Raw genomic sequence first — 12,392 nt, 5'->3', positions numbered from 1 at the left:
GTCAGAACAAATAAAATCCCCTATAAACAGCCAGATGCTACCTGCCACCTGTTTTTCTGTTTATAGAGGATTTTGTTATTTACCGCTCATTGCATTATTTTTTAATCCGATATCATCGTTGATTATTCCTTAAATATTTTTTCCACTTCTTCTATAGTTTTATCAACATCTTCGGCAATCTTTTCTGTAGAATAACCCAATCTGTACATATTCCGAATAACGTCGTCTTTATCTGCTCGATTATAAATATTGTTCTATTTCTGAGAGTGTTTTTCCAGTTGCGTCTATGATTTTTTCTATTGGGAAGCCGGACTTAATCATATTGTGAATCATTTCTGCCATAGCTTCTTCTCTGCCTATTTCAATTCCTTCGTTTTTGCCTTCCTCTTTACCAGCTTCATATTCTGCCTTTCGGAGTTTCTTTTCTTCCCATTCTTTATCATACTCTAATATACTTACCATCTTTTCTCCTTTTTACGCTGTCTTTTGCGCATAACAAGTTTGGACGTAAGTACAAACTTGCATGTGAAAAATCTCATTTTTCACATTACCTCCGAGCGATTCTTCCGCAAGAAATCGACTAAGATTCCTTCTTTGATGCATTCCGTGATTGCCCTTTCAACTGCATCATTCAGATTCAGCGCTGATGCATATTTTCGGACTCTCGCAACATAAATGGCATATTCCTTCAATGTCTGACACTGTTCCATCAGGTCTTTGTTGTGTCCTTCGTTCACATTCAGCATCAGAACTTTTAACTCTAAATCCGGCTCTCCAGCCAGATGCTCATATGCCTCAGACAAACGCAGTTCGACCCGGTCGTCCACTGCATCCGTTCCATTATAAAACACCATAAACTTCGGTGTCGGAATCTTCTGCAGCTTTGACAAATACAGTGACTTATCGTTCACAAACTGCTGATACTCAATCCCAATATAGATCAGATCCCGCAATGGTATATTGGGATTGATCGTTGACTGATGTTCATAGAGATAAATATTCGTCTCTAACATAAATGCCAGGTCATTTTTCATTCCCATATAGATTGCGTTTTCCAACGTGACGATCTTAAGGGCTTCCGCATTCTGATAATGGTTTCCGGTCACTGCGTTGTACAGGGATAAGAGATTCTCTTTCTCTGAGAACAGCATGCGGAATACAGTGTCTTTGTACTGACGGTTGGCTGTCGGTATCTTTTCTGATACCTGTGTGCTCTTCTTCATATTCGGTTCCTCCTGTGTGCAGGAGGCTCATCCAGATCTCCTGCTTTTCATTTTTATGGATAAAAAGCATAGATTTCTGAAATGTTTTTTTGAATTTTAGACGGATGTATACATCCTGATAGTCATACAGACAGAATTGCCGGATTCGTAATTATAGCACCGGATAGATGTCTGCATCGTAGAAATATGCTTTGAGTTATTTTATCATACGTCATCCTTAGTATGCAACTCATTTGAATTTTCTTGTGCAATTTACACAAAAAGCGCTACTGTTCGCACCTGTAATGCAGGCAACGGCAGTTAAGCCGCACCTACACCATACACGCCCGCGCATTATAAGTTCCCGATATTTCCGGCAGTTCTGACATCACAGTCAATTCTAAAATATCTCCCGACGCCCACACAAGAATCGTTTCTTTTTGAACCGGAGTAAGTCCGGTTTTTGAAACACTCGCGGAAGATTCCATGGAACACCCTTCCATGGAACAATATTTCACAGAACAACATTCCATGGAATACGCCGTAGAGCATTGATTTCCACCCGGACTGCTGCCTGCGTTTCGACTTTCCTGTGACATACCAGTACTTATCATAAGCTCCGCATGCGAACCCCTTCTCTGCTCTTCCGATCCATTTGACAATCTTATTTCCGGTACGACCGGCATATCCTGCACATTCTGTGCAGGCGGCACAGACCGTGTTCCGGATACCATCGATTCTTTTGGCTTGTGCGCATCACAGTTTTTTGTGACAGTCTCTTTTTGCCGCTCCACTTCATCACATTTTTTCGGATCCAGATCTTTTTTTCTCCGCTTTATGCGCACGACCCGAGGTGCTTTTACCGTCTCAATATACAGTACCCTTTCTTTCTGTTGCATCTTATCTAACAAAATCTCAAGAAAAATCGTACCATAATAATTTCTCCGGTATCTCTCCTGTTCCCTGAATTCGGACTGCACCCATTCTTCTTTTGCGGTCTTTTTTATTCTGACAGAGTCATCCCCATAAAACTGCTCTGTCATTATGCCTTACTGTTATAATAGCCATTGTTATAATAACTGCTGCTATTTTGTGTGCCGTTTGTATAGCGTGCATAACGGTTATAGTTACTGCTCGCCGTCACATTTGATTTTTCGAGTTCCGTCACCTTTTCTTTTGCATATTTGCTGATCTGTCCTGACAGATCTGACACTTTTTCGGCAAACCCATCTTCACCGGCAAACATTTTCTTTATCTGGCTGATGTCGGCTGCCTTTAATTTCTTTTCATCCAGCTCTAATGTTCCGTCACCATTTATCGTAATTCCGATCTCACGGAGTTCTTTATTTTCCGCATTTGCATAATTCTTCAGCTTTTTGGCAAAATTTGAATCCACGCTGTCGCCGGACTGTGTAAGACGTTTCATCAGATAATTATAGTCATTTACAAATGACTCTATATGATCTGTCACATTCTCTTTCACTTTTGCCTCATCTTCCCCGTCAAATACAGAAGTACCATCTGTTTTTAAAAACTTCCCCAACCGTTTTTCCACACGTTCCGCAGCCGTCTCCATTCCACTGTATAAAAGTGTCTGGTCTCTGTTTGCGATCAACTGCGCCGCAGATGATGTTTTCCCACTATTTGCATTTAATTTTGAAAGAAGCTGACTGATCGACTGACCCGAACTTCCTGAAATACTCTTTTTTGTTCTCTGCTGTTTTGTCGAAAATATTCTTGTCTTTGCAATACGGTTCATCCGCGCACGCACAATGGTGCTATTTAATCTGTTCCCAACTCTCATACTCATTTTCCCCATTTCACAACTCATTTTATAACAGATAAGCGCTCCCCCGGAGGGTTCAGTATAAAAATACATTTTTCACACGCAAGATCTGTGCTTACGCACAAACTTGAAATGCGCTGGAAAGCAACGCAAAAATGGCGCCTGTTTCCCGGTTATTTCATTCCTTGAAAATCAGACGCCATCCTTAGCTTTCTTCTGTTATATCATTTATATCGTCACAAATTAAAAATACTTTACAAAAAAATTCTTGACACTCCTCTTGTACTATTGTATTATTTCATTAGTACAAAGAAACGAGGTGATACGATGGCATGGAACCTTAATTCCGACCGCCCTATTTTCATACAGATCGTAGAGCGGATCGAAATGGACATCATTTCCGGCAAATATAAACCCGGAGACAAACTGCCTTCCGTCCGTGATCTTGCTGCCGAAGCAGCGGTAAACCCAAATACGATGCAGAAGGCTTTTTCAGAACTTGAACGAACCGGTCTTGTTTTCTCACAGCGGACAACCGGACGATTTATTACGGAGGACACTTCCATGATCGATGAATTAAAATCAACACTTGCAAAAGATAAAATTACAGAACTGCTCTCATTTATGCAGCAGCTCGGCTTTCAGGAAAATGAAATTCTGGCTATGATCGATCAGACCATGAAAGGAGAAAAATGATGGACACATTACTTGGATGTAAAGATCTTACGAAAAAGTTTGGCAATAAAACTGCGATCGATCACATTGATTTTTCGATCGAAAGTGGTCATATCATAGGACTTCTCGGTCCAAACGGCAGTGGAAAAACAACACTGATTAAAATGATCAACGGACTTTTAACCCCGACTTCCGGCACACTCTATTACAAAGAAAATCCGATCGGTGTCGAGAGTAAACGCCACATTTCCTACCTGCCGGATCACACTTACCTGAACATGAACCAGCGTGTGAAAGAAGTCATCGCTTTCTTTCAGGACTTTTATGAAGATTTCGACAGGGAACGCGCCTACGATATGCTGCAAAAACTGAATATTAATCCAAATGATTCTCTAAAAAGCATGTCAAAAGGAACCAAAGAGAAGGTACAGCTTATCCTTGTCATGAGCCGGAAAGCGGAATTATATATTTTAGATGAGCCGATCGCGGGTGTCGATCCTGCTGCAAGAGATTATATTTTAGATGTGATCTTAACCAATTACGACCCGTCCGCTTCCATCCTGATCTCCACACATCTGATCGCTGATATCGAAAATATTTTAGATCAGGTCGTTTTTATCCAGAATGGACAGATCCGTCTTTCCTCTTCCGTTGATGATATCCGCGCCGAGGAAGGCAAATCCATCGATTCACTGTTCCGGGAGGTATTCAGATGTTAGGAAAATTATTGAAATACGAATTTAAAAACACATACAAATTAATGTTCATCATCTACGGCATCATGGCATTCGTCACCATTCTCGGCTGCATTGCCATGTACAGTAACAGTGATCCTGCAGGTATGACGAACCAGATACAGGAGATTTTCTTTACAGCAGCTATGGTATTTTATGTACTTGGTGTATTTGCACTTTTCGTGGTAAGCTACGTATATATGTGTGTTCATTTTTATAAAACCATGTATTCCGATCAGGGATACCTGACACACACACTGCCGGTTGGTCAGATGTCGACGTTCAATGTAAAACTGTTCGTTTCCTTTTGCTGGCTGATGTTATCCTTAATCATCCTGTTTCTGTCGATCATTTTCTTAGGCTGCGCAGCAAACAGAGGATTTTCGTTTGATTCAGACTTTTATATGGCTATGGCAGATTTCAAAAATCTGTTTGGCATACCATTTCATACCTTTATTATTTATATGATTCTTTCCATGATCATATCCTGCCTGCAGTATCTTCTGATGGTATTCGCCAGCGGTTCTATCGGCCAGCTTTTTACAAAACATAAAATAGGTGCTTCCATCGGTGCCGGAATTGTGTTTTACATGTTAGGTCAGATCGCAGCTTCCATCCTCATGGTACTTACCGGATATTTCGGTTTCATGAATAACATCAATGTCGCTGTCTATGATGTCTCTGAAAACGCTGCATTCGGTACAGCCTTTTCTTCTATGTTGCATTCCGGATTGCTCTTTTCGATCATCGAATGTGTGATTTTCTATATCGTGTGCATGGTTATTATTAAAAAACATCTGAATCTGGAATAACCGTTCATTCCAAAATCACTACTTTCACTTGAACAGCCGCTCCGTCTTTCAAACCGGGGCGGCTATTTCTTTATCTTGTTATTTCTTACCAAAGCACTATCCCATTTTATGCTGTCACCCGGTGTATCTTCTTTTTCAATACCAGCAGACTTCCACGCAGCCACTCCACAAATTTCGACAGATAACGTAAAACCGGTTCCGTTGCGATTGCAAATACCGCTGTCAGCATCATACACTGCATTGAGATATCCCTGATTGCGAACAGATGGCTGACAAATATCATGCAGAACAGCCATCCGGCAACCATTCCCACCATTAACACGCGGTGCCCGATTGTCATTGGTTTTGCGATCTGATATAAGATCATAAATCCAACAATGGCGACCAGGATCGTACAGGACGTTGATATATCTCCTTCGTTTACACCAAATTCCTGACAAAACAGCACCAGACTGCTGACAGCCAGAAAATCAGTAAGTCCGGCTGGCAACGCCTTTAATAATACATTTGTCATAAAATGTCCCTGTATACGGTCTTTATTCGGCTCTAACGCAAGCACAAAGGATGGTATGCCGATCGTAAACATACTGATCAATGATATCTGAGATGGTTCCAATGGATAATTGATCATAAAAATCATGGAAAAAACTGCCAGCAGCATGGAAAATATGTTTTTTACCAGATATAAACTTGCTGAACGCTGAATATTGTTTACCACTCTTCTGCCTTCCATCACTACTGATGGCATCCTCGAAAAGTCATTATCCAGCAGCACAAGCTGCGCCACCTGTGATGCCGCCTCGCTCCCCGATGCCATCGCAATACTGCAGTCCGCATCCTTTAGTGCCAACACATCATTGACGCCATCGCCTGTCATGGCAACTGTTCTTCCCTGTGCTTTCAGTGCTTCCACAAATTTTAACTTCTGATCCGGTGTCACCCTGCCAAAAATCTGATATTTCATCACTGCCTGCGCAATGCTCTCATCCGTCGTCAGTGTGGAAGCATCCACGTAGTTATCTGCGCCACAGATTCCGGCTTTTTGTGCAATCTCTGCAACTGTCTTTGGATTATCACCGGAAATTACCTTGATCTCAACACCTCTCTCTGTAAAATAGGAAAAGGTTTCCTTTGCCCCCTCTCTAATAGCATTTGTCAGCATGATAAATGCAACCGGCAATGCCTTTTCCGTAAGTTTCTGTCCGTCTAAAACTCCTTCGTATCTGCCATACACAAGGACACGATATCCTTTCTCACTGTATGCTTCAATTTTTTCTTTATAATGCTCATAATCTTCCCGAAGCACAAACTCCGGTGCCCCGATCAGATAACTGTCTCCCCCGGAAATGATTCCGCTGTACTTTGTTTTGGATGAAAATGCAAACACTTTGTCTGCTTTTTTTATATTCACGGTATTCCCTGTCTTAAAGTATGCTTTGACCGCCTCCATCGTTGCATTATCTGCATTCATGTTTACAGCAAATTCAGCGATTTTTTCTCTGACCTGTCGATATTTCTGTTCCTGTTCTTCCCTGTCTCCTGCATCGACATAAACCCTGGTACCATCATCTCCATCCGGAACCGTTTTCATCAGATCTTCTGTGAGAACAAAAGTATCTACCTCCATGTCAGGAACTGTGATCGTTCCCGTCTTGTCCACACAGAGTACATCCACTCTCGCTAGCGTCTCAATACATTTCATGTCGTGAATTAAAACCTGCTGTTTTGCCAGACGCATGGCACTTACCGCCATAGCAACGCTTGCTAACAGATAAAGTCCCTCCGGTATCATACCAAGGATCGCAGCCACCATGCTTGTTACACTGTCCCGCAAAGGAGTACCTGCATACACAAACTGCTGCACAAAAAGAACCACACCGATCGGAATGATTACAATACCAACTGCCTGTACCAGACGGTTTAAAGAACGGATCATATCTGACTGTTCCCCTTCTTTTGTCTGGGTTGCCCGATGGGTCAATTTCGATATGTAAGACTCTTCTCCAACCTTTGTCAGTCGTGCAAGACAGCTTCCTAACACCACAAAACTGCCGGACAGAAGTTCGTCCCCGCTTTTCTTTACGATCTCATCTGACTCACCGGTAAGAAGTGATTCATTGACATTTAACTGTCCGTTTAACACAACCGCATCCGCTGGTATCTGTCCACCCGCAGAAAGCTCCACAATATCATCCAGTACCAGTTCATCCGCGGGAATCTCCTTTTTACTGCCATCCCGGATCGCCCTTGTTTTAGGACTGTTTAAAATAGAAAGATCATCCAGTACTTTTTTAGAACGGATTTCCTGCACAATACCGATCAATGTATTTGCAATGATGATCGGAAGAAAAGTCAGGTCACGGAAAGCACCAACGCCGATTAACAATAACGCGATCACTAAAAATATCAGGTTAAAATATGTAAATACATTTGATTTTATAATTTCTTTTGTCGTCTTTGTAGCCGACTCTGCTTTTTTATTCCAGAGACCTTTTTCCATTCGCTCTGCCACCTGCTGTGCGGTCAGTCCCCGGATTGTTTCTGCCTGTTTCTGATTTTTGTTTTCTGTCACTGCTTTTTCTGCCTGTTTCTGCTTCTCATTTTCTGCCATTTCTTTCTCTGTCTGGTTCACGTTTTCCTCCATATAGCCATACCTCTTAGTATTTACTCACTATCGCTCTGGCGCATTTACAATTCATCATAACTTTGCTTACAAGTATAACCATTATTTTGAAAAAAAGTGGGTTTTAGGTAAGATTTAATGAATATTTTAGATGTGTTAAGAAACATTTATAAAAAAATTAGATATCTGATACAATTTCTAACAAAAAAGTACCGGATATCAGCTTTTTATCACTGATTCCGGCATTTTTCTTAAATATATCTTTCTTCGCAGTTATTTTTATTTATTGCTTAAATATTCATCAATACCTTTTGCGGCAGCTTTTCCTGCACCCATGGCAAGAATTACAGTTGCAGCTCCGGTTACAGCATCACCACCGGCAAATACACCTGCCTTTGAAGTAGCACCATTTTCTTCTTCTGCGATGATACATTTTCTGCGGTTGATTTCAAGTCCCTTTGTAGTGGAAGAGATCAGCGGGTTCGGGGAAGTTCCAAGTGACATGATCACGGTATCTGCCTCGATCTCATACTCAGATCCCGGAATCTCTACCGGGCTTCTTCTTCCGGATGCATCCGGTTCACCGAGTTCCATCTTAATGACTTTCGCGCCTTTTACCCAGCCATTCTCATCTACAAGAATTTCTGTCGGGTTCTGGAGCAGATCAAAGATCACTCCCTCTTCTTTTGCATGATGTACTTCCTCCACACGCGCCGGAAGTTCTTCCTCGCCACGGCGGTATACGATATGTACCTCCGCGCCAAGTCTCTTTGCAGTTCTCGCAGCATCCATAGCAACGTTACCGCCGCCGACAACGATAACTTTCTTGCCTGCTTTGATCGGTGTATCATACTCATCTTTAAATGCCTTCATCAGGTTGTTTCTGGTCAGGAACTCATTTGCAGAAAATACACCCATTGCCTGCTCGCCAGGAATACCCATAAATCTTGGAAGTCCGGCACCGGAACCGATAAATACGGCCTCAAATCCCTCGTTTTCCATTAATTCATCGATTGTAACAGATTTTCCGATAACAACGTTTGTCTCGATCTTAACACCGAGTGCTTTTACATTTTCCACCTCAGCAGCAACAACCTTCTGTTTCGGAAGACGGAACTCCGGGATACCGTAAATCAGTACACCGCCTGCCTCATGAAGTGCCTCAAAGATTGTCACATCATAGCCAAGTTTTGCCAGATCACCGGCACAGGTTAAACCTGCAGGACCGGAACCAATGACTGCAACTTTATGTCCGTTTAACTTCTCTGCTTTTTTCGGTTTAATGCCGTGTTCTCTTGCCCAGTCAGCAACAAAACGTTCCAATTTACCAATTGCAACAGCTTCGCCTTTGATTCCACGGATACATTTTCCCTCACACTGGCTCTCCTGCGGACAGACACGTCCACAGACTGCAGGAAGTGCAGATGACTGGCTGATGATATGGTATGCCTCCTCAAAATTCCCCTCTTTAACCTGTGCGATAAATGCAGGGATATTGATGGAAACCGGACAGCCTTTCATACACTGTGCATTTTTACAATTTAAGCAGCGTGCTGCCTCAGCTTTTGCCTCTTCCTCGTTATATCCTAAACATACCTCTTCAAAGTTAGCCGCACGAACCTGTGGTTCCTGCTCGCGAACCGGTACTCTATTTAATACGTCCATTCTCTCTATCTCCTTTTCAAACGCTCAACCCTACTGACAGTTGCCACAGCCGCCGTGATGTGTATCACCTTCCTGCAGCTTTAACATCGCTCTTCCCTCTTCTGTCTTGTACTGTGCCTGACGTTTCATCGCCTGGTCAAAATCAACCTGATGCCCGTCAAACTCCGGTCCGTCCACGCAGGCAAATTTTACTTCCCCGCCTACTATCAGACGACATGCACCGCACATTCCGGTTCCGTCTACCATGATCGGATTCATGGAAACAACGGTCGGGATTCCAAGCTCTTTTGTCAGCTTACATACGAATTTCATCATGATCATCGGTCCGATCGCTACACAGTGATCATAGCGTTTTCCTGCATCCCAGAGTTCCTGTAACTGATTGGTTCCCATACCGTGGAATCCATAAGAACCATCATCGGTCGTCACATAGAGATTTGTCGCAACTTCTTTCATCTGGTCTACTAAGATCAACAGATCTTTTGTCTTAGATCCCATGATCACATCACAGTCCACACCGTGCTCATGCAGCCATTTTACCTGCGGATATACCGGTGCTGTACCAACACCTCCGGCAACGAAAAGGATCTTCTTTTTCTTTAATTCTTCAATATCTTCGTCAATCAGGTCAGACGCACATCCAAGTGGGCCTACAAAATCCTGGAATGCATCTCCTTCCTGTAAATATGCCATACGCTCTGTAGATGCTCCGACAGTCTGGAATACGATCGTGATCGTACCTGCTTCCCTGTCATAATCACAAATGGTAAGCGGAATACGCTCGCCCTCCTCATCAATCTTTACAATTACAAACTGCCCCGGCTCACAGTACTGTGCCACACGAGGTGCTTTGACATCCATAAGATAAATCTTATCTGCCAGTTTTTCTCTTCTTACGATTGGATACATGGTCTCCTCCTAACATTTTTATATACATCAACATGCCCGTCAAAGTATTTATTTTCATACTTTAACATAATAAAGGAAAACACGTTAAATTTCAACGGCTTTCCTCTATTTTTTCTCAATTAGTTCTGTTTTTTTTCAAATTATTACTGCCAGATCCTGCAAAAAATTCCATTTTCTTTATTTTAAACACTATTGCGCCTGTGAAAACAGGATACGGTCGTTATCTAAACGCTTTCCGGCACAGACCGCAAACTGTTCTAACAGATCCTCCACAGTCATGCCTGCCCGTTTTTCCCCGCTCACATCCAGAATAATATTTCCGGAATCCATCATAAGCGTGCGGTTTCCAAGTTCTAATGCCTGGTGCATATTGTGGGTTACCATAAGGCAGGTGATCTTTCTCTCTGCAACGATCTGTCTGGTCAGGTCGAGCACTTTTTTTGCGGTTGCCGGATCCAATGCCGCCGTATGCTCATCTAACAGCAGGATCTTTGGTGTGACCATCGTCGCCATAAGAAGCGTCAGTGCCTGGCGCTGTCCTCCGGAAAGAAGTCCTACCGGCTGCTTCATGCGATCCTCTAACCCCATATCAAGCAGTGCAAGGTGCTCCCTGAATTTTGCTTTATCCGCCGCATTGATACGGCTGAAGTAGGCATTTTTTGAAGTTTTTGCACGCAGATACGCAAGTGCCATATTTTCTTCGATTGTCATGTGCGGTGCAGTTCCTTTTAAAGGATCCTGGAACAGATGACCAATCACCTTGCTCCGCACATGTTCTTTCTGGTAAGTAATATCCTCCCCATCTAACACAATCAGTCCCCGGTCGATAAAAAATGCTCCGGTGATCGCATTAAATAATGTAGATTTACCTGCTCCATTGCTTCCGATAATTGTTGCAAAGTCGCCATCCTTCAATTCCAGATTCAGATTTTTTAATGCGCATTTTTCATTGACAGTTCCCGGATTGAAGGTCTTGCTGACATTTTTCATAATTAACATCACGGTTCCTCCTTCTTCTGGTTCTGTTTCTGGATCTGCTGCATATATAACTGGTTTTCAGCCTTTGCCTGGCGGCGTTGTTTCACAAACGCAGCCTGCTTCTTAAGATAAGGCAATGCGATCGCAAACGCAACGATGAGTGATGATACCAGTTTTAAACATTCTGCCGGAACATTTAATCTTAACGCGATCGCTACGATAAAACGATACAGACAGCTTCCTAGCACTACACCGACCACACGCTTTAACACTCCGCCTTTTCCAATGATCGATTCTCCGATGATCAGGCTCGCAAGAGCGATCGTCACCATTCCTGTTCCAAGATTGATATCGCAGGATTTCTGATACTGTGCAAGCAGTCCGCCGGAGAGTCCTGTCATGGCATTTGCCACACAAAGACCGATCGTGATCATAAGTCCGGTATTGATACTTGATGCCCTTACCATATCCGGGTTATCACCGGTCGCACGGATGGAAAGTCCCAGTCTCGTATTTAAAAACCATGCCAGTATCACGCCTACAATCATAACAAATACTGCTGCGACAATGAGTTTATACCAGGTTCCTCCGATGTGGTCTTTCGCCCATGAAAATACCGTATCGCAGGAAAAAAGATTGAGATTGGATGCAAACCCCATGACTGCAATATTGATCGTATACAGTCCGGTATTTACAATAATTCCGGCTAAGATTGACTGAATGCCCATTCTGGTCTGTAAAAATGCGGTAACAAATCCAGACAGCACACCTGCTGCGGCTGCCGCAAACAATCCTAACACCGGATGTCCGGCAAGCGTCACTGTCGCACAGACCGCACAGCCCAACGTGAAACAGCCGTCTGTTGACAGATCCGCAATATCCAATATGGAAAATGATACAAATAATGCCAATGCAACAAGTGCATAGATAAAACCAAGTTCCAACGCACTCTGTACAATGGAAAGTGTAATGATCGAACCCATAATCCCCTCCGGCTCATTTTTTCTT

10 protein-coding genes and 1 pseudogene are annotated in these 12,392 nt (G+C 42.9%); 3 read left to right on the top strand and 8 right to left on the bottom strand.

The genetic code is table 11. From position 1 onward, the window contains the following. Positions 1 to 240: 240 nt before the first annotated feature. From H8S51_RS08250 to H8S51_RS08240, 3 genes and pseudogenes are all read right to left on the bottom strand, one after another. A pseudogene (locus H8S51_RS08250) lies at positions 241 to 1,223 on the bottom strand (hypothetical protein). A 311-nt stretch (positions 1,224 to 1,534) separates the two neighbouring features. Next, entirely contained in the window at positions 1,535 to 2,245 is a 711-nt protein-coding gene (locus H8S51_RS08245; protein ID WP_117919137.1) for a hypothetical protein, read from the bottom strand. Beyond that, positions 2,245 to 3,006, bottom strand: coding sequence for a flagellar filament capping protein FliD (locus tag H8S51_RS08240; protein WP_241070967.1), 762 nt, complete (start codon positions 3,004 to 3,006; stop codon positions 2,245 to 2,247). Before H8S51_RS08240 ends, H8S51_RS08245 begins: the two co-directional genes overlap by 1 nt. A 309-nt stretch (positions 3,007 to 3,315) precedes the next feature. Here H8S51_RS08240 and H8S51_RS08235 point away from each other — a divergent pair, with 309 nt between their 5' ends. Genes H8S51_RS08235 through H8S51_RS08225 form a run of 3 tightly spaced genes read left to right on the top strand, consistent with a single transcriptional unit; the run spans position 3,316 to position 5,209 of the window. Then, the gene (locus H8S51_RS08235) at positions 3,316 to 3,684 is read left to right on the top strand and encodes a GntR family transcriptional regulator (protein WP_117919133.1); all 369 of its coding nucleotides are present in this window, start codon (positions 3,316 to 3,318) and stop codon (positions 3,682 to 3,684) included. Next, entirely contained in the window at positions 3,684 to 4,382 is a 699-nt protein-coding gene (locus tag H8S51_RS08230; RefSeq protein ID WP_186899540.1) for an ABC transporter ATP-binding protein, read from the top strand. The genes H8S51_RS08235 and H8S51_RS08230 overlap by 1 nt, the downstream gene beginning before the upstream one ends. Further along, on the top strand, positions 4,376 to 5,209 hold the full coding sequence (locus H8S51_RS08225) for a hypothetical protein (protein WP_117919129.1): 834 nt from the start codon (positions 4,376 to 4,378) through the stop codon (positions 5,207 to 5,209). The genes H8S51_RS08230 and H8S51_RS08225 overlap by 7 nt, the downstream gene beginning before the upstream one ends. 106 nt (positions 5,210 to 5,315) lie before the next feature. Here H8S51_RS08225 and H8S51_RS08220 read toward each other — a convergent pair whose 3' ends face one another. The 5 genes from H8S51_RS08220 to H8S51_RS08200 form a co-directional block, all read right to left on the bottom strand. Then, on the bottom strand, positions 5,316 to 7,853 hold the full coding sequence (locus H8S51_RS08220; protein ID WP_186899539.1) for a cation-translocating P-type ATPase: 2,538 nt from the start codon (positions 7,851 to 7,853) through the stop codon (positions 5,316 to 5,318). Between the two features lie 258 nt (positions 7,854 to 8,111). After that, positions 8,112 to 9,497 carry an NADPH-dependent glutamate synthase gene (gene gltA / locus H8S51_RS08215; RefSeq protein WP_118208999.1) on the bottom strand — a complete coding sequence of 462 codons (1,386 nt, stop codon included), beginning with the start codon at positions 9,495 to 9,497 and terminating at the stop codon, positions 8,112 to 8,114. A 30-nt stretch (positions 9,498 to 9,527) separates the two neighbouring features. Beyond that, on the bottom strand, positions 9,528 to 10,406 hold the full coding sequence (locus tag H8S51_RS08210) for a sulfide/dihydroorotate dehydrogenase-like FAD/NAD-binding protein (RefSeq protein ID WP_006856173.1): 879 nt from the start codon (positions 10,404 to 10,406) through the stop codon (positions 9,528 to 9,530). Between the two features lie 189 nt (positions 10,407 to 10,595). Continuing rightward, positions 10,596 to 11,405, bottom strand: coding sequence for an ABC transporter ATP-binding protein (locus H8S51_RS08205; RefSeq protein WP_117919121.1), 810 nt, complete (start codon positions 11,403 to 11,405; stop codon positions 10,596 to 10,598). Beyond that, positions 11,405 to 12,367 (bottom strand): ABC transporter permease, encoded by a 963-nt coding sequence (locus H8S51_RS08200; protein ID WP_117919119.1) that lies wholly within the window; start codon positions 12,365 to 12,367, stop codon positions 11,405 to 11,407. Before H8S51_RS08200 ends, H8S51_RS08205 begins: the two co-directional genes overlap by 1 nt. Positions 12,368 to 12,392: the final 25 nt, after the last annotated feature.

This window comes from Roseburia rectibacter (assembly GCF_014287515.2).
Classification (GTDB): domain Bacteria; phylum Bacillota; class Clostridia; order Lachnospirales; family Lachnospiraceae; genus Roseburia; species Roseburia rectibacter.
This window is presented reverse-complemented; position numbering and strand designations above follow the sequence as displayed.